Annotated in this window: 19 protein-coding genes and 1 pseudogene; 7 read left to right on the top strand and 13 right to left on the bottom strand. The window is 76.2% G+C overall.

Annotated features, from left to right (window positions below):
- Nucleotides 1–606, bottom strand: a 606-nt coding sequence (locus RM425_RS16645) for a sodium/proton-translocating pyrophosphatase (protein ID WP_311346333.1), incomplete at its 3' end; no start/stop codon positions are given.
- Between the two features lie 431 nt (nt 607–1,037).
- Here RM425_RS16645 and RM425_RS16640 point away from each other — a divergent pair.
- Nucleotides 1,038–3,485, top strand: a complete 2,448-nt coding sequence (locus RM425_RS16640; RefSeq protein ID WP_311346332.1) for a DEAD/DEAH box helicase — start codon at nt 1,038–1,040, stop codon at nt 3,483–3,485.
- A gap of 69 nt (nt 3,486–3,554) precedes the next feature.
- Here the strand turns inward: RM425_RS16640 and RM425_RS21715 are convergent.
- The 7 genes and pseudogenes from RM425_RS21715 to ssd all read right to left on the bottom strand — a co-directional run.
- A pseudogene (locus tag RM425_RS21715) lies at nt 3,555–3,887 on the bottom strand (Rv3654c family TadE-like protein); the annotation flags it as partial.
- A complete protein-coding gene (locus tag RM425_RS16635) occupies nt 3,884–4,216 on the bottom strand; it encodes a TadE family type IV pilus minor pilin (protein WP_311346331.1) in 333 nt (110 codons plus the stop codon). The pseudogene RM425_RS21715 and the gene RM425_RS16635, both read right to left, overlap by 4 nt.
- A 61-nt stretch (nt 4,217–4,277) precedes the next feature.
- The gene (locus RM425_RS16630; protein WP_311346330.1) at nt 4,278–4,559 is read right to left on the bottom strand and encodes a DUF4244 domain-containing protein; all 282 of its coding nucleotides are present in this window, start codon (nt 4,557–4,559) and stop codon (nt 4,278–4,280) included.
- A gap of 144 nt (nt 4,560–4,703) precedes the next feature.
- Nucleotides 4,704–5,462, bottom strand: a complete 759-nt coding sequence (locus RM425_RS16625) for a type II secretion system F family protein (RefSeq protein WP_311346329.1) — start codon at nt 5,460–5,462, stop codon at nt 4,704–4,706.
- 19 nt (nt 5,463–5,481) lie between these two features.
- Nucleotides 5,482–6,255 carry a type II secretion system F family protein gene (locus RM425_RS16620; RefSeq protein WP_311346337.1) on the bottom strand — a complete coding sequence of 258 codons (774 nt, stop codon included), beginning with the start codon at nt 6,253–6,255 and terminating at the stop codon, nt 5,482–5,484.
- A 5-nt stretch (nt 6,256–6,260) separates the two neighbouring features.
- Nucleotides 6,261–7,400: a TadA family conjugal transfer-associated ATPase gene (locus tag RM425_RS16615; RefSeq protein ID WP_311346328.1), complete on the bottom strand. Its 1,140-nt coding sequence runs from the start codon at nt 7,398–7,400 to the stop codon at nt 6,261–6,263.
- Nucleotides 7,397–8,485 carry a septum site-determining protein Ssd gene (gene ssd, locus RM425_RS16610; protein WP_311346327.1) on the bottom strand — a complete coding sequence of 363 codons (1,089 nt, stop codon included), beginning with the start codon at nt 8,483–8,485 and terminating at the stop codon, nt 7,397–7,399. The genes RM425_RS16615 and ssd overlap by 4 nt, the downstream gene beginning before the upstream one ends.
- Nucleotides 8,486–8,612: 127 nt before the next feature.
- Here ssd and RM425_RS16605 point away from each other — a divergent pair, with 127 nt between their 5' ends.
- Entirely contained in the window at nt 8,613–9,455 is an 843-nt protein-coding gene (locus tag RM425_RS16605) for an HAD family hydrolase (protein WP_311346326.1), read from the top strand.
- 93 nt (nt 9,456–9,548) lie between these two features.
- The gene (locus tag RM425_RS16600; protein WP_311346325.1) at nt 9,549–9,821 is read left to right on the top strand and encodes a hypothetical protein; all 273 of its coding nucleotides are present in this window, start codon (nt 9,549–9,551) and stop codon (nt 9,819–9,821) included.
- A 14-nt stretch (nt 9,822–9,835) separates the two neighbouring features.
- Here RM425_RS16600 and RM425_RS16595 read toward each other — a convergent pair whose 3' ends face one another.
- Nucleotides 9,836–10,624 carry a Fic family protein gene (locus tag RM425_RS16595; protein WP_311346324.1) on the bottom strand — a complete coding sequence of 263 codons (789 nt, stop codon included), beginning with the start codon at nt 10,622–10,624 and terminating at the stop codon, nt 9,836–9,838.
- A 138-nt stretch (nt 10,625–10,762) separates the two neighbouring features.
- On the opposite strand from RM425_RS16595, the gene RM425_RS16590 reads away from it, so the two are divergent.
- Nucleotides 10,763–11,314: a histidine phosphatase family protein gene (locus tag RM425_RS16590; RefSeq protein ID WP_311346323.1), complete on the top strand. Its 552-nt coding sequence runs from the start codon at nt 10,763–10,765 to the stop codon at nt 11,312–11,314.
- Nucleotides 11,315–11,396: 82 nt separating this feature from the next.
- Nucleotides 11,397–12,158 (top strand): adenosylcobinamide-GDP ribazoletransferase, encoded by a 762-nt coding sequence (locus RM425_RS16585; RefSeq protein WP_311346322.1) that lies wholly within the window; start codon nt 11,397–11,399, stop codon nt 12,156–12,158.
- A 353-nt stretch (nt 12,159–12,511) separates the two neighbouring features.
- On the opposite strand, the gene RM425_RS16580 is transcribed toward RM425_RS16585, so the two are convergent.
- The gene (locus RM425_RS16580; protein ID WP_311346321.1) at nt 12,512–12,841 is read right to left on the bottom strand and encodes a tetratricopeptide repeat protein; all 330 of its coding nucleotides are present in this window, start codon (nt 12,839–12,841) and stop codon (nt 12,512–12,514) included.
- Nucleotides 12,842–12,975: 134 nt separating this feature from the next.
- On the opposite strand from RM425_RS16580, the gene RM425_RS16575 reads away from it, so the two are divergent.
- Complete coding sequence (locus RM425_RS16575) at nt 12,976–13,665, top strand: DUF4383 domain-containing protein (RefSeq protein ID WP_311346320.1); 690 nt, start codon at nt 12,976–12,978, stop codon at nt 13,663–13,665.
- 2 nt (nt 13,666–13,667) lie between these two features.
- Here the strand turns inward: RM425_RS16575 and RM425_RS16570 are convergent, their stop codons facing one another.
- Nucleotides 13,668–14,849: a glucose-1-phosphate adenylyltransferase family protein gene (locus tag RM425_RS16570; RefSeq protein WP_311346319.1), complete on the bottom strand. Its 1,182-nt coding sequence runs from the start codon at nt 14,847–14,849 to the stop codon at nt 13,668–13,670.
- A gap of 94 nt (nt 14,850–14,943) precedes the next feature.
- On the opposite strand from RM425_RS16570, the gene RM425_RS16565 reads away from it, so the two are divergent.
- Nucleotides 14,944–16,185 (top strand): MFS transporter, encoded by a 1,242-nt coding sequence (locus RM425_RS16565; protein WP_311346318.1) that lies wholly within the window; start codon nt 14,944–14,946, stop codon nt 16,183–16,185.
- On the opposite strand, the gene RM425_RS16560 is transcribed toward RM425_RS16565, so the two are convergent.
- Together RM425_RS16560 and RM425_RS16555 are read right to left on the bottom strand one after the other, a co-directional pair.
- Nucleotides 16,170–16,787, bottom strand: a complete 618-nt coding sequence (locus RM425_RS16560) for a flavodoxin family protein (RefSeq protein WP_311346317.1) — start codon at nt 16,785–16,787, stop codon at nt 16,170–16,172. The genes RM425_RS16565 and RM425_RS16560 overlap by 16 nt on opposite strands.
- Before the next feature lie 38 nt (nt 16,788–16,825).
- On the bottom strand, nt 16,826–17,329 hold the full coding sequence (locus RM425_RS16555) for an FBP domain-containing protein (RefSeq protein ID WP_311346316.1): 504 nt from the start codon (nt 17,327–17,329) through the stop codon (nt 16,826–16,828).
- Nucleotides 17,330–17,337: the final 8 nt, after the last annotated feature.

The following is a 17,337-nucleotide window of genomic DNA, read 5'->3' as shown; positions in this document are numbered from 1 at the left end:
GGCGCCGACGTCGGCCGCCTTGGTGAAGATGCCGCCACCGACGCGCATGAACATGGCCAGCAGCGCCCCGCCGAACCCGAAGCCCTCCAGCACGATCGGTGCGGTCTCGTCGAAGAGCAGCAGCACCAGCGCGGCACCGAAGAGGCCGAGCCCGATGGTGATCATCCCGACGACGCCACCGGTGCGGTACGCGGTGCGGAAGGAGGGGAGATAGCCGCCGGCGTTGGCGGCCGCGGCGACTCGGACGTTCGCGCGGGTGGCCAGGGTCATGCCGATGAAGCCGACCGATGCCGAGAACAGCGCGCCGACGAGGAAGAAGATCGCGCGGCCGATACGGGTCTCCCAGCCGCCGTCGGCGACCGGCAGGACCAGCAGGAGCAGGAAGACGATGACGGCGAAGATGCCCAGCGTCCGGAACTGCCTGCGCAGGAAGGCGGCCGCACCTTCCTGGACCGCCAGCGCGATCTCGCGCATCTTCACCGTGCCCTGGTCGGCGGCCATGACGGCCTTGACCAGATAGGCGGCGAAGGCCAGGGCGGCGAGCGAGATGGCGAGGATGACGACGACCAGCGCCGTATCCCCCCCGGACAGCGAACTGTCGGGCATGCGTTCCTCCCAGCGTCGGCTGCCGCCGGGGAGCGCCGGTGCTCCCCGGTGCGGCGGAGGTGCTGATGCGGTGCGGACGGTGGCGCACCGTAACGGGTGCGAAGTGTAAGGGAGATCACAGGATGTGCATCCCCCTCGAACGCTGCGTTCTTCCGTGGACCCACCAGGCCGGATGACCGACCGGGCGGGGGTGCCGGGAGGTGCCCGGCCCGAGGTGCCGGGAGGTGCCCGGCCCGAGGTGCCGGGAGGTGCCCGGCCTGAGGTGCCGGGAGGTGCCCGGTCGGGGTTGCGGGAGGTGCGCGGCCGGGGCTGCGGGAGGTGCGCGGCCGGGGTTGCCGACAGGTGTGACAGTGGAGGTCCGGAGCGGCAGCGCGCCGCCCCGGTGACGCAGCAGTCGGCCACCAGACGGGCCAGCCCAGCGAGGAGGACCGGTGACCACGCTCCACCCGGCCCGGTCGGGGGCGCCCGCCGCGACCGACGGAGCGCCGCCGCACGGCGGTCCGGACGGTCCGCCGCCCGGCGCCGAGCTGCTGGACGCCCTGCTCGCCGGCACCGCGGAGGAGGACCGTCCGGTCACCCACGTGCACTCCGTGCCCGTGCGCGAACGCCGGACCCTGCCGTGGCCGGCGTGGGTCAGCGAGCCACTGCGCGAGCGCCTGCAGGAGCGCGGCGTGGCGGCCCCGTATGCGCACCAGGTGGAGGCCGCGCAGCTCGCCCACGACGGCCGGCACGTCGTCGTCGCGACGGGGACGGCGTCGGGCAAGTCGCTGGCCTACCAGCTCCCCGCCCTGAGCCGGCTCGCCGAGGACCCCCGGGCCTGCGTGCTCTACCTGGCCCCGACGAAGGCGCTGGCCCGCGACCAGCTGGCCGCGGTGGCGGCCCTGGCCGACCCCTCCGTGCGTCCGGCGGCCTACGACGGCGACACCCCGGGCGAGGAGCGCGACTGGGTGCGGCGGCACTCGCGGTGGATCGTGACCAACCCGGACATGCTGCACCGCGGGATCCTGCCGGCCCACCAGAAGTGGTCGAGCACCCTGCGCCGCGTCGCCTACGTCGTCATCGACGAGTGCCACGCCTACCGCGGCGTCTTCGGCTCCCACGTCGGCCACGTGCTGCGCAGGCTCCGCCGGATCTGCCGGCGGTACGGCGCGGAGCCGGTGTTCGTGCTGGCCTCCGCGACCGTCGCCGACCCCGCCGGGGCCGCCGGGCGCCTCGTCGGCGAGCCGGTGGTCGCGGTGACCGAGGACGGCTCCCCCCGCCCGGGAGCGACCTTCGCACTGTGGGAGCCGCCGCTGACCGAGCACACCGGTGAGCACGGCGCTCCGCTGCGCCGGTCCGCCGCCTCCGACGCGGCGGGGCTGCTGGCCGACCTGGTGGAGCGGGGCGCCCGCACGCTGGCGTTCGTGCGCTCCCGGCGCAGCGCGGAGTCCGTCGCCGACCAGGCCCGCCGACTGCTGCGCGACCGCGGCCGGGAGGATCTCGTGCGGCGGGTCGACTCCTACCGCGGCGGTTACCTGCCCGAGGAGCGGCGGGAGCTGGAGCGGGCGCTGTCGTCCGGCGACCTGCTCGGGGTCGCGACCACGAACGCCCTGGAGCTCGGCATCGACATCGCCGGCCTGGACGCGGTCGTGCTCGCCGGCTACCCGGGGACGCTGGCGTCGCTGTGGCAGCAGGCGGGGCGCGCGGGCCGGGCGCAGCGGGAGTCGCTCGTGGTGTTCGTGGCCCGGGACGACCCGCTGGACCACTACCTCGCCCACCATCCGGCAGCGGTGTTCGGCCGGGCGATCGAGGCCACCGTCACCGATCCGGCCAACCCCTACGTGCTGGGCCCGCAGCTGTGCTGCGCCGCCGCGGAACTGCCGCTGGTACCTGCGGACCTGCCGGACTTCGGCGGGGCGGTCGCGGAGGCGGCTCTCGAGCAGCTCGTCGCCGACGGGCAGCTGCGCCGGCGGCCCGCGGGGTGGTACTGGGCCGGGCGCGGACGTCCCGACGTCGACATCCGGGGCAGCGGGGCGGAGCCGGTGGCGATCATCGAGGGCGCGACGGGCCGCCTGCTGGGCACCGTCGACGGCGGTGCCGCCCATGCCACGGTGCACGAGGGTGCGCTGTACGTGCACCGGGGCGAGACCTTCGTCGTCGACGAGTTCGACGTGGACGACGCCTGCGCCGCGGTGCACCCGGAGAGCCCGGAGTGGACCACGGTCGCGCGCGACATCACCGACCTCTCGATCGTGTCCCCCGGCCGGAGCCACCGGCTGGGCACGGTCACCGCCCACACCGGCGTGGTCGACGTGACCAACCAGGTGGTGGCCTACCAGCGCCGCCGGCTGGGCACCGGCGAGGTGCTCGCCGAGTTCCCGCTCGACCTGCCGGCTCGCCAACTGCGCACCCGCGCGGTCTGGCTGACCCTCAGCGACCGGGCTGTGGAACGAGCAGAGCTCGACGAGACCGAGCTGCCCGGCTCGCTGCATGCGGCGGAGCACGCCGCGATCGGCATCCTGCCGCTGCTGGCCACCTGCGACCGCTGGGATCTCGGCGGGCTGTCGACCGCACTGCACCCCGACACCGGGACCGCGGCGATCTTCGTCTACGACGGGCATCCCGGCGGTGCCGGCTTCGCGGAGCGCGGCTTCGACGTCCTGCGCGAGTGGCTGCAGGCGACCCGGGCCACCGTCGCCAGCTGCGAGTGCGACAGCGGGTGCCCCTCGTGCGTCCAGTCGCCCAAGTGCGGCAACGGCAACGACCCGCTGGACAAGGCCGGGGCGGTGCGCGTGCTGGACGTGGTGCTCGACGAGCTGGCCGTCGCCGGCGAGCTGGTCGCCGACGACGAGGCCCAGGCGCCCCACCCCGCCGACCCGGAGCCCGACCTGGTCTTCTGAGGCGGCGTCGTGCGAGGTGGCGACGTCCGAGGTCGTGGCGGCCGCAGCCGCCGGCACGGGACCGGCCCGGGCCCGTGCGGTCACCGTCCGGGCGCCGACCGGGCCGAGCCGCACCCGCACGCTGACCGTCACGTCGGCGACGCCGCCCGGCTCGACCGTGCACGCGTCCAGCCGAGCCCGGTTCGCGGCGGCGACCTCCCCGGCGACGGCGCACGCCCCGGGATCGGCGAGCACCGCTCGGCCCGCGGCGGCCAGCGCGGTGAGGTCGGCCGCACTCCCGGCCCGGTGCCGGGCGACCGCGGCCGCGCCCACCAGCACCGCAGCAAGACCCACCAGCGCGAGGACACCCCCGAGCGCGAGCACCCATACGGTGGCCGAGCCGCGCTCGCGCCCGGTCGTCACGGAACGCCGCCCGGCTCGATCGCGGCCACGGCCTCCGCCGACACCCGGGTGCGCAGTGGGACCGGGCCCAGCGGTGACACCTCGACGTCGACCGTGACCCGGACGCGGTCCTCCGCCGTGCGCAGGCTCGTGACCGCCCCCTCGGGCGCCACCCGGCCGGCCAGCTCGGCCACCACCGCGGGGGACTCCCCGCGCGCGGCGGCGCGGGCGCCCTCGCGGGCGGCGTCGACGCAGCGCAGTTGGGCTCCGACCACGCTCACCGCCGCGACCGCGCACAGCAGCACGAGCACCAGCACGGGCAGGACGACCGCCGTCTCGGCCGTGACCATCCCGGACTCCCGGTCGGCGCCCCTGCGGTGAACCCGCCGGACGTCCCCCGGACCCCGCACGTCAGGCCAGCGTGGCCAGCGCGCGGTCGACCAGATCGGTCAGGCCGTCGACGACGGAGTCCCCGGTCACGACCCGGTACAGGACGGCCGCGAAGGCGCACGCGGCCACGGTGCCGACGGCGTACTCCGCGGTGCTCATGCCCGCCTCCGGCTCCTCCTGCAGCACGGCGAGCCGCCGGGAGAGGGCGTCGCGGGCCCGGCCCCGGCGCACGGGGGTGCCGGTCGACGGGGCCGCCGGCTGATCGCCGGCGGGGTCGAGTGCGGATGCGGGGGTGCTGGACATGGTCGTCTCCTGGCGTCGGGGGCCCGCGGGTCGGGCCGCGCACCGAGCCTCGGGCCCGCAGGCCGGCCGGCCCATGGCCGGCCGCCATCTGTGGAGGGCACGAACCGCTGTGGACGGCGACCCCGTCAGCCGGTTCCGGCGCCGTCAGCCGAAGACGTCGCCCGCGATGCCGATCACCAGAGGCGCCACACCGAGGCAGACGAACGCCGGCAGGAAGCAGGCCCCCAGCGGGGCGAGCACCCACACACCCGCCCGTTGCACGGCCACCTGGGTCTCGGTGCGTGCGGTCGCCCGGCTCTCGGCGGCCAGCGTGCGCAGCGCGCCGGCGACCATGGCCCCGGACTCCCCCGCCCGCACGACCACCCGCCCCAGCGCGGACAGTTCCGGCGGGACGTCCGCCCAGGCACGCCGCGGATCGGCACCCAGCCGCGACAGGGCGGCGACCGAGCGCAGCTGGGCTCCCAGCGGACCGCCGACGGCACCGCCGACCGCCTCGAGCGCCCCCTCGACGGGCAGCCCGGCGACCAGGCAGACCCCCAGCAGGTCGCATGCCGCGGGCAGGTCGCGGACCATCGCCGCCCGGTCGGTACCGGCGTCGTCGGGCGCGCGGGCGCGCATCACGCGCTCGACGGCGACGCCGAGCGCGCCGCCGGCCGCCATGCCGACGGTTCCGCCGACGAGCAGCGTCCCGGCTGAGCCCAGCGCAGCCGCCAGGACCCAGCGACGGAGCCGTTCGCGTCCGGCGTCCCCGTGCGGGGCCGGGGGCGGGTCGCCCGCGCCCGCCGGTCGGGACGCCGACCGCAGCGCCTCCCAGCGGGCGGCACCCGCTCCGCCGACGCCGGGCCACAGCGCCACCGCGCCCGCGAGGACCAGCAGGGCCGCCCAGATCGGGTCCGGCGTCATGACCGGGAGCCGGGGCGGCTCACCGCAGAGCCCGCTGGACGAGCCGGTGCGACCAGGCCAGGCCGACCGCCTCGAGCGCCACCCCGCCGACGAGCAGCACCTGCCCCACTCCGGTCGTCGTCAGGACCCGCCACGGATCGGCGCCCACCCCGCTGCCCATGAGCAGCCCGAGCAGCGGGAGGCCGGCGAGGACGGCGGCGCTCGCCCGTGGGCCGGCCGTCGCCGCCCGCAGCTCCGCCCGGTGCCGGGCGCGGGCGCGCAGGTCGTCCTCCACCGCAATGGCTACCGCCGCCAACGAGCATCCCGTCCGCATGCTGAGCCGGGTGGCGGCGGCGATCCTGCCGACGGCGTCCGCCAGGTCGCCGGGTGACTCGCGGACGGGCACCTCGGGGGCCTGCACCGCACGGGCCAGCAGGCGGCCGGCCTGGGCGTCCCCGCAGGCGGAACCGGCGGCGGCCGCGGCCACCGCCAGGGAGCGGCCGCTGCGCAGCTCGGCCGCCAGGGCTCCCAGGCCGTCCGCCAGCCCCCGGAGCCCGGCGTCGTTCCGGGCGGCGGCCCGCCGACCCGCCCACGCCCGTGCACCCGCCACCGCCGCCACCGCGGCCAGGGCCGCCACCAGGGGAGTGCTCACGGCCGCGCCCGCCCCCGCGGCCAGGACGGCGACCAGGGCCGTCGGCGGTCCGGCGGCGGTCGTGCCGCCGGACGGTGGACGACCTGTGTCCCGGCCCGGCAGACGTCCGGTGGCCCGCCGGTCCGGCCAGAGGAGGAGCGCGGCAGTCGCGGCGAGCAGCATCCCGGTCACCGGCGGGCCGTTCCGTCCAGCAACGCGCGCAGGAGGTCGGCGGCGGGGCACGCCCCGCCGTCGGCCCGCCAGCCCGGCTCCACGACCACGAGGTCGCCCGCACGCCGCACCACACCGATCTCGTCGACCCGCCGGCCCGCGGGCGTGCGGCGCAGGTGCACGACGACGTGCAGGGCCGCGGCCGCCAGGCTGTGCACCGCGGCGCGGTCGAGTCCCGCGGCCACGCCCAGGGCCTCCAGCCGGGCCGGCACCTCGGCCGGCCGGTTGGCGTGCAGGGTGCCGCAGCCACCCTCGTGGCCGGTGTTCAGTGCGGCCAGCAGGTCCCCCACCTCGGCGCCGCGCACCTCCCCCACGACCAGCCGGTCGGGCCGCATGCGGAGCGCCTGCCGCACGAGATCGCGCAGGGTGACCTCACCGACGCCCTCGACGTTCGGCGGCCGGGTGAGCAGGGCGACGACGTGCGGATGCGCGGGCGCGAGCTCGGCGGCGTCCTCGCAGGTGAGCACCCGCTCGGCCGGCCCGACCTCGCCCAGCAGCGCGGAGAGCACCGTCGTCTTCCCGGACCCCGTCCCTCCGGTCACGAGGAACGCCAGTCGCCGCTCCACCAGCGCCCGCAGGAGCCCGAGGCTGCCCCCCGGCAGCGCGCCGAGCGCCTCCAGGTCGGCGAGGCTCCGGGAGCAGCGCCGCAGCACCCGCAGCGACAGGCAGGTGCTGCGTGCCACCGGCGCGAGCACCGCGTGCAAACGGGTGCCGTCGGGCAGCCCGACGTCCACCCAGGGCGCGGCGTCGTCCAGCCGGCGTCCGGCCGCGGCGGCCAGGCGCACGGCGAGCCGGCGCACGGCGGCGTCGTCGGAGAAGCGGACGCCGGTGAGCTCCAGCCCCGCCCCCCGGTCGATCCACACCCGGTCCGGGGCGGCGACGAGCACGTCGGTCACGTCGGGCAGCCGGAGCAGCGCCTCGAGCGGACCGGCCCCGGCCAGCTCGTCGACCGCGTCGCGCACGGCCCGCAGCACGTCGTCGTCCCCGAGCAGCCCGCCGCTCTCCTGGCGGACGACCGCCGCGACGTCGGCCTGCGTCGGCATGCCGGGCTCGAGCGCCAGCCGGGCGCGGACGCGGTCGAGCAGGCCGGCGCTCACCCGGCGGCCGCCCTGCGCACCTCGGCCAGCGCACGCCGCGCGACGCCCCCCAGCGGCGTGCGGGGCGCGACGGCCGGCACCTCACCGCGCTCACCCCGGGGCACCACGCTGCGGTCGTGCGGCAGCTCGGCGAGCACGGGCCGTCCGACGACGTCGGCGACCTCGTCGGTGGACAGGCCGCCGGGGACCGGACGCACGACCAGCTGCGCCCCCGCCCACGGCGAGCCGGCCCCGGACACGAGCAGCCGCGCCGCACCGGCCGCGCGCAGCCGCGCCGGCACCACCAGCAGCGCGAGGTCGGCCTCGGCGAGCACGGCGTGCGTCGTGGCGCAGAACCCGTCCGGACCCGGGCGGGGCAGGTCCACCACGACCGGCGCGCCGTCGGTCCGGGCCGCCTCCACCACCGCCTGGACCGCCTCCTCCGGCAGCCCGGGGTGCGCGGAGCGCGCCGCGGCGAGGACGTGCACGCCGGCCACCTCGGGCAGGCTGGCACGCAGCGCGTCGCCGGACACCCGTCCCCGGAGCCCGGTCAGCTCGGGCCACCGCAGCCCCTCGGCCCGTTCGGCACCGAGCAGCAGGTCCAGCCCGGCACCCCACCCGTCGGTGTCGACCAGGACGGCTCCCGGTGCGGCGGCCACGGCGAGTGCGGCGGCCACGGTGCTGGCGCCGGCTCCCCCGCACCCGCCGCCGACGGCCAGCAACCACCCGCGCGTCACCGGGGCGCGGACCGCGGCGACCGCCCGGGACAGCAACCAGCCCTCGTCGGCGGGCAGCAACGCCACCCGTTCAGCGCCCACCTCGACCGCCGCGGCCCACTCCTCCGCGGGCAGTTCCGAGCGGGCGGCGACCACGACACCGGGTCGACGCCCCAGAGCCCGCACCACCGCCGCGCCCACCACGTCGGCACCCAGCACGACCAGCGGCGCGGTCCGGTAGGCCCTGCGCAGCGGTGCCCCACCGACGGCGATCTCGGGCTCGGTGCCGGCGGCGGCCAGCACGCGCAGCAGGTCGTCGAGCAGGTGCTCGTCACGGCTGACCACCAGCGGCCGGGGCGGCGGGGCGGATGTCATCGGAGCGGCAGGCACGGCAGCGAGCCCACCGGAGCGTGGGCGAACTGTGCCAGATCCGCGGCCGAACTGTGGATGACTCCTTCGGGTGTGGACGGCGCGCGCGGCCTGTCACCCCCGCGAGGGCCTACTAGCCTCATGCCTCGTGACCCGCGGAGCGGCGTTCTTCGATCTGGACAAGACGATCATCGCCAAGTCCAGCACCCTGGCCTTCGGCCGCCCGTTCTTCCAGGGCGGGCTGATCAACCGGCGCACGGTCCTCAAGACCGCGTACGCCCAGTTCGTGTTCTCCCTCGCCGGCGCCGACGCCCAGCAGATGGAGCGGCTGCGCGCGCAGATGACCGCCATGGTCACCGGCTGGGACGCCGCGGCCGTGCAGGAGATCGTCCGCGAGACCCTGCACGAGATCGTCGACCCGCTGGTCTACGCCGAGGCGGCGGACCTCATCGAGGAGCACAAGGTGGCCGGGCGGGAGATCGTCATCGTCTCCAGCAGCGGAGCGGAGATGGTCGAGCCGATCGGCGAGATGCTGGGCGCCGACCGCGTGGTCGCCACCCGCATGGTGGTCGAGGACGGCCGGTACACCGGCGAGATCGAGTTCTACGCCTACGCGGAGAACAAGGCCGCCGCGATGCGCGAGGTGGCAGCCGTTGGCGGCTACGACCTCGCCGACTGCTACGCCTACAGCGACTCGGTCACCGACCTGCCCATGCTCACGGCGGTCGGTCACCCCACGGCGGTCAATCCCGATCGCGGCCTGCGCAAGGCCGCACTGCAGCACGGCTGGCCGATGCTCAGGTTCGAGCGACCGGTGAGCATGCGGTCCCGGTTCTCCGTGCCGGCAGCTCCGATGGTCACCGGTGCGGCGGCCATGGGCGTGGGCGCCGCCGTGGTGGGGCTGGCCTGGTACGCCCGGCACCGGACCGCCCGCCCGGTGCCGGGGACGCCCGGTCCGCTCAGCGGACGACGGCGCCGTCGCGGGGCCTGACCTCCCCGACCACCGGAGCGCCACCCCCGCGCCCTGCACCTGTTCCCGGCGAGGCACCGGCTGCGCCGCCGCCGCGTCGGCCATCCTGCGGACGTGCTCACCGCGGTCCTCGCCTGGCTCGCGGCCCTGGCCGTGTGCGTGGCGGCCGTGCTCCTCGGCCAGTCCGTGCGGACCGCGCCGCGGCGCCGTCGTCGCCGGCGCGCCGCCCGCATCGGCCTCTTCCTCTCGCTCTCCGGCCCGTGGCTGTCGGTGCTCGCGGCACTCGGCTACGGGTTCCTCACCGGCGCCTGGCTACCGGCCGCGGCGGCCGGCGCGATCGCGGTGACCGCCGTCGCCCTCACGGGGCTGCTGCTCGCGCCGCGCTGACCCGCGGTGCGTGGTCAGCCGCGCAGCAGGCTCTCGCAGATGGCCAGTCCCTCCAGGGCTCCGTGCTCGGTCGCCTGGCAGCAGTGCACCAGCCAGCGGGCGACGCCCGAGGGCTCACCGGAGGTGTAGCCGGCGAGCGCCTCGGCGTAGGCCGCGACGCCGAGTTCGGCGAAGCCGACCTCCGGCACCGAGACCGCTTTGGGGTCGAGCCCGCGGCTGATGCCGGTGAGCCGGCCGGCGGCGCGGGCCACCAGTCCGTCGGCCACCCCGAAGGGAGCCATCGCGGCGAGCTCCCCGTGCACGAGCGCGGCCACGACCACCGCCGGCGCCGATGTCGCGCCGGTGACCAGCGAGAACAGGCCCGACAGCCGGGGCCCGACGTGGGCCGCCGGCCGGCCGAGGTCCGCGCTGTCGACCCGGTCGCTGGCGGCCAGCACATGCAGGCGGGCGAGCACCTGGCCGGGGGCCTTGGGCCACGTCTCGACCATGCCGCCCAGGCCTGCCGACACCCGCAGCGCGCCCTGCACGACGGGGTCGTCGACCGCACCGGCCCGGAGTTCGGCCAGGGGCACGTCCACACCTTCGAGCGCGGCCGAGGCGCGGGCGCCGCGCAGGGCCGACTCCGTGCTCACGCCCGCCGACTCACGGCGCAGCACCTTGTGGCTCAGCAGCCGGTCGACGGCCGCGCGGGCGGAGTCCGCGGCCACCCGGACGCCGGGCAGCTCGAGCACGGGTGCGAGCGGGTCCGGCGCGCCCGGTCGGTCGGCGGGACGGGTGGCGCCGGGACGGACGGGGATGCTCACGTGCTCTCCTCGCTGCGCCGTCGGTCGGCCGACCGGCGCTGCTGTGCTGGTGCGCGGCCTCCTCGGAGCGGCCGCGACGACGACGGTACGAGGCTCGCTCTCCGCGCCGCCGACCACCTGGTTACGCTTTCATCCACCATGGCTCACCCGTTGACGCTGCTGCTCGTCCGCCACGGGCAGAGCGAGTGGAACGCCGCTGGCCTGATGCAGGGGCAGACGGCCCACATCCCGCTCACCGATCTCGGCCGGAGCCAGGCCGAGGCCGCGGCCGAGCAACTGGCCGGGCTCGCCCCCGGCGCGCTCATCACCAGCGACCTGCTGCGGGCCGTCCAGACCGCGGAGTCGTGCGCGCGGTCCACCGGCCTGCCGATCATGACCGCGCCGGCCCTGCGCGAGCAGGGGTACGGCGTGCTGGAGGGCCGGCCGTCGCGGGAGCTGTGGGACGTCGTCGACTGGAGCGACGCCCAGTGGTCGGCCGAGGGCGGGGAGAGCCTCGCGGAACTCCACGGCCGGGTCGAGGCCTACCTCAAGGATCTCTGCGCCGAGCCGCCCGCCGACGTGATCGCCCTGGTCACCCACGGCGACACGATCCGCGCGATCCAGGCCGTGGTCGCGGGGCTGGGCCCCGATGCGATGCCGGCGGTGACACCGCACAACGGCAGCATCACCCGCCTGGAGTTCTGCCCGTGATCGCGGCGGTCCAGCAGCTTCCCGTCGGTGCGCGGGCCGTCGGTGCTCGGCCCGCCGGCGTGCGGCCCGTCCAGCAGCCCGGATGAGGCTCACCGGCCCGCTGGAATCGGCGGCGCTGCTCACCGCCCTGCCGGTTCCCGCCGGCGCGGCCACCTCGACCCGGGGAGTGCTGCCCTGGGCGCCGCTGGTCGGCCTCCTCCTGGGCGGGATCGCGGCCGGGGTCGCCGAGGCCGGTGCCCGGGCGATCTCGCCCCTGACCGGAGCGGTGCTCGGCGTCGCCGTCCTGGCGTTGCTGACCCGCGGGCTGCACCTCGACGGCCTGGCCGACACCGCTGACGGTCTCGGTCCGCTGCGCGGTCCCGAGCGGGCCCTGCAGGTCATGCGCCAGAGCGACGTCGGCCCGTTCGGCGTCGCCACGCTGGTGCTGACCCTGCTGCTGCAGGTTGCCTGCCTGGCGGCGCTGCTGCCGCAGGACGGCGGCTGGCTGGTGCTCTGGGCGGCGGTGGTGGTCGCCCGGCTGGTCATGACCCGCACCGGCCTGCCCGGGGTGGCGGTCGCGGCCGGGTCGTCACTGGGCCGCACCGTGGCCGGCACCGTCTCGGCCGCGTGGCTGGCTTCGGTCGCCGTCGTGACCCTGGTCCTCGCCGCCCTCGCCGCGGCCGCGGTGGGCGGTGCCGGACGGGCCGCCGTGCTCGTCGGTGCCCTCGTGCTCGGCGTCGTCGCGGCCGAGGCGCTGCACCGCCGCGCGGACCGCCGGCTCGGTGGTACCACCGGCGACGTCATGGGCGCCATGGGCGAGGTGGCGACGGCGGCGACCCTGCTGGCCGCCGCCGCCCTCTGGTAGCCGCCTACCCGCTCAGTCGCGGGCGGCCTGCGGTCAGCGGCGTCGCAGTAGCCCGCCGACCAGGCCGCCGATCCCACCGGAGGACGCCGGCATGCCCCGACCGCGGCCCATGCCGCGCCCGCCGACCGTGCCCTTGGCGGTGGACCTGCCCATCCCTCGTCCGGGCCGTGCGGTCCCGCGTCCGCCACGGGCTGCCCCGCGTGCTGCGCCTTCTGCTGAACCCATCAGTCGTCCGAGAATGCTCATGGGACGTGGGTGCCCACCGGAGGGCGCCCGACGCGGACCGTCGGGTGCCCACCGGCGTGGCGTGACACCGCGTCGAGGAGCGAGAGCCAACCGGACGCCTGGTCGGGTCACCGTGCGCCGAGGGCGTCGGCCATCCGGTGGTGCGCAACCGCCTCGGCGTGCCGGCTCTGCCGCTCCAGCGTGCGGGCGAGGGCGCGCCGGGCCCACCCGTTGGCCGGGGCCAGCTGTACCAGGCGGATCAGCGCCTCCTCGGCACGGGCGAGCTGGGCCGAGCCGAAGTAGGCGCGCGCCAGCGCCTCCAGGGCGGCCTGGTTGGTGGGCTCGCCCTCGACGACCGCCGCCAGGATCCGGGCCGCCTCGGCGGGCTGGCCCATGGCGAGGAAGAGGTCCGCGCGCAGGAACTCGGAGTGCAGGTCGATATCGAACCGCTCGTTCACGCACGGATCAACACGACGGCGCCCCGGCCGCTTCCCGGCGCGCCGACCGTCGACGACCAGGCGCCGCACGGCCGCATCCGGACGGTGGCAGGCAGGCGAAGGACGGGCATCACCCTCTCGACCGAGGAGTACCCATGCAGCTCCGCCACCGTTCCTCTCCGCGGGCGACCAGCGGCCCCGCGCGCGCCACGGACGACCAGGGCCGCCGTCACGACCCGCGGGTCTTCGCCGTCCAGCGGATCGGCGCCCTCGCCGTCGCCGCGGTGATCCTGGTCTTCGGCCTGCTCGGGTTCGCCGGCGGCCTGGACTTCTTCTCGACCGACGGCGAGCCGATCCTCGGCATGTCGTCCAACGGCCTGCTGTCGACGATCTCGGTGCTCACCGCCGCCGTCCTCCTGCTCGCCGCGCTGCGCAGTCCGCGGACCGCATCGACGCTGATGATCGTCGTCGGCATCCTCTTCCTCGTCGCCGGTCTCGGCAGCCTGGCCGTGCTGCGCACCGACGCCAACGTGCTGGCCTTCGAGATCGAGAACGTGATCTTCTCCGAGGTGACCGGGCTGGTCCTGCTGCTCCTGGGCGCCTACGGCCGGGTGAGCGGGAACCTCCCGTCCGACAGCCCGTACGCCCGCCCGCGGGACGCCGACGACGGCACGGACGGCGTTCCGTCGACGCCGGCGGAGTTCGCCGCCGAGCGGGCCATGCGCGAGGCCGAGATCGCGGTGGTCAACCACGTCGCGACGCCCGACCAGCGTCGCCGCGTGGAGGCCATGGCGCAGGTGCACACCCGCGGCGACCGGCGCCGCGTGTGGATGGGGTTCGACTGAGCTCACTCGTCCTCGGGCTCGGGGAACCGGGCGCCGGCGGCGAGGTGCGCGCCGGCGTCGACGACCGACTGGTGGCCGACCAGCGTGATCTCGCCGTCGCCCCCGACGGTGGCCGACTCCCCGATCTCCACCCGGTCGTCGATCACCGAGCGGGTCACCGTCGCCCCGGCGCGCACCCTGACGCCGGGCAGCAGCACGGAGTCCACGACGGTGGCCCCCTGTTCCACGATCACACCCGGGGACAGCACCGAGCCGCGCACCTCACCGCCCACCCGCGTACCGCCGGAGACCAGGCTGTGCTCCACCGCAGCCCCGCGCAGCAGCCGCGCCGCGCTGTGCCGGCCACCCCGGGTGCGGACGGCCCACAGCGGGTCGTCCAGGTCCAGCGGGGGCTTCTCCTGGATGAACTCCCGGTGTGCTTCCCAGTAGGCCGGGATGGTGCCGACGTCGCGCCAGTACCCGTCGAGCGGATGGGCGCGGGCCAGCCCGTCGGCGGTCTGGGCGGGCAGCAACTGCGTGCCGAGGTCCTCCAGGCCCTCCTCCCCCGCGTCGCGGGCCAGCGCCTCGAGCCGGTCGAGGGTCTCCGTGGGTGAGAAGACGAAGACCTCGTTGGTCGCCGTCGTCGTGGCCGGTTCGTCGGGCTTGTAGGCGTAGCCGGTCACCCGGCCACCCTCGCCGACCTCGACGATGCCGTACCGCGAGGCGTCGTCGGCGGCCACCTCGGTGGTGACCATGGTGACCTCGGCGCCCGAGCCCAGGTGGGCCTCGGCGACCTCCCGGTAGTCCAGCTTGTAGACGGCGTCGGAGCTGGCCACGACCAGGGCGTCGGGTGCGAAGGCACGGATCTGGTCGGCCTGGCGCCACAGCGAGTCCGCGGTGCCGGTGTTCCACCCACCGCGGTCGGTCCCCCGGTACGGAGGCAGCGTGAGCAGCCCGCCCACGCTGCGGTCGAGGTCCCACGGCCGGCCGTTGGCCAGGTGCTCCGCGAGCGACGTGGGGTGGAACTGGATGGAGACCCAGACGTCGGCGATTCCGGAGTGCAGGCAGTTGCTGAGCGGGAAGTCGATCAGCCGGTAGACGCCCGCGAAGGGCACGGCCGGCTTGGCCCGCCGATCGGTGAGCAGTTCGAGGCGGCCCCCCGCTCCTCCGGCCAGGACGAGGACGAGGATCCGGGGAAGCGCCATGTCCGGCCCCGTACCCGGCGGTCCCGCCCGCCACGCCCCGTCCCGACACGCGGCGGCGGGAATCGGCTCCCGGGCGCAGGCCTTCCTGTCTGTCGTGCCCGAGTCCCGCCGTCTGCCGAGGACCGCCGCCTTCTGGTCGGTGGCCGTCCTCCTGGTCCTCATGCTGGCTGCGTCGGGCGTGCCGTCCCCGCTGTACCGGGTCTACCAGGAGGAGTTCGGCTTCGGCCCCGGGGTGCTGACGACGGTGTTCGGCATCTACGCCTTCGCGCTGCTGGCCTCGCTGCTCGTGGTGGGCGGCCTGTCCGACCACGTGGGCCGGCGTCCGGTGCTGATCGCGGCGTTCCTCCTCGAGGCCGTCGCGATGGTGCTGTTCCTCGCCGCCGACGGCGTGGGGTGGCTGCTGGCCGCGCGGGTGGTCCAGGGTCTGGCCACCGGTGCCCTGACCAGCACGCTCGGCGCCGCCCTGTTGGACCTGCAGCGCCCCGAGCGACCGCACGGCGCCTTCATCAACAGCGCCTCCCCGGGCCTGGGTCTCTCGATCGGGGCGGTGGCAGCCGGGCTGCTGGTCCAGTTCGTCGCCGCACCGGACACGTGGGTGTTCGGCGTGCTCACCGTGGTCTTCGTGCTGGCCGCCCTCGGCGTGCTGTGGCTCCCGGAGACCTCGGCCCGGCGGCCCGGCGCCGCGGCGTCGCTGCGCCCGCGGGTGCACGTGCCGGCTGCGCACCGCCGGGCGTACGTCGTCGCGCTGCCGCTGCTGGTCGCCTGCTGGGCGCTCGGCGGCCTCTACGCCTCGCTCGGCCCGTCGCTGGTCGCCGACGTCTTCGCCATCGACAACCACCTGGTCGGCGGGCTGCTCATCATGGCGCTCAACGGCACCGGCATCGTCGGCTCGCTCGCGCTGCGCACCTCCCCGCCCGAGCGGGCGATGCTCGTCGGCGCGCTGGTGTTCACGGGAGGGGTGAGCGGCACGCTCGCCGCCCTGGCCACCACGTCGGCCCCCCTGCTGTTCGCCGCGGCGGTCGGCACCGGTTTCGGCTTCGGCGCCGCGTTCCTCGGCGCCGTCGCCACGATCACGCACGGCATCGAGCCGGGTCACCGGGCCGGCCTGATGGCCGCGATCTTCGTCGTCGGGTACCTGGCGTTCAGCCTGCCGGCGATCGCCGCGGGCGTCGCCGCCGGGTACGCCGGCCTGACGCGGACGACCACCGTCTACGGGATCGCGGTCGTCGTGCTCGCGCTGCTGGCCGTGATCGGCCTGCTCCGCGCCCGGCGGACCGCCGGGTCGCTCGTCCCCCTCGAGCGGCCCCAGCAGGTCCCCGCTCAGCTGCCCGGGTAGGGGCTCCCCTTCAGCGCGCGGGCCAGGTGCGCGGCGTTCTCGGCCAGCGTGGCGGTGGTCGAGGCGACCGCCTTCGGCGTCTCGTCCAGGTCCATGTAGTCGGTGCCACCCATGGCCTGGTCGTTCCAGTAGGTGCCGCCCTGCGAGGGGATCGTGAAGCCGATGTCGTCCAGGCCCTGGAAGAGGTCGGCGATGATCTTGTGCGCGCCGTCCTCGTTGCCGACGACGGCGGCGACGGCCACCTTCCCGGCGACCAGCGGCCGTCCCGAGTCGTCGGTCTCCGACAGCTCGGCGTCCAGGCGCTCGAGCACCCGCTGGGCGACGCTGCTCATGTGCCCGACCCAGGTGGGCGTGGAGACGATCAGGATGTCGGCGGCCATCATCTGCTCGCGGATGGACGGCCAGGCGTCGCCGGCGCCCATGTCGACCTCGACGCCCGGCTTCACGTCGTGGTCGACGACGCGGACGACGTCGCCGGTCACCCCGTGCTTGGCCAGCTCCCCGAGGACCTGACGGGCCATGAGGTCACTGCTGGACGGCGCGGGCGAGGGCTTGAGGCTGCAGACGAGCGCGAGTGCGCGGAGCGGTGTCGATTCGGTCATGCAGCGTCAGATGCCCCACCACCGGCCGTTGCCACACATCAGCGGCGAACCGTCTCGACGAAGTTCTGCACCCGCTGCCGCAGCTCGACGGCCCGTTCCGCGACGACCTCGTCCGGATTCCGGTCCTGCAACCACGGCGGGATCTCCGTGCGCACACGGTCGGCGCAGCCCAGATCGGCGCACATGTACGTGCCGACGGTGTTGCCGTTGCGGCCGGCCGCCCCGGTGCGCCGGGCGGTGAACAGGGAGACGGCGTCGGCGCTCTGCGCCGTCTGGCAGAGCAGGCACATCGCGGTCGTCCGGGCCGACATCCGGGACTCTGCCGCCCGCACCGCGATCCCGACCGGCCGCCCGACCTCCCCGTCCGGGTCCTCGACGACGAGGTAGCCGCGCAGCGGCGCCTTCGGGTCCCGCCAGCCGAGCAGCTCGAGGGCGGGCCAGTCCAGGTCGGCGAAGTCCTCGGGCAACGCCAGCCCCTTGGCCTCGCCCTGCGAGCAGTTGACGAACGAGCGGCGGACCTGCTGCTCGGTGAGGGCGTGCACGATCGAAC

It is taken from the genome of Blastococcus goldschmidtiae, assembly GCF_031845325.1.
GTDB lineage: Bacteria > Actinomycetota > Actinomycetes > Mycobacteriales > Geodermatophilaceae > Blastococcus > Blastococcus goldschmidtiae.
The sequence above is the reverse complement of the archived record's forward strand: the minus strand, read 5'-3'. Positions and strand labels throughout refer to the sequence as shown.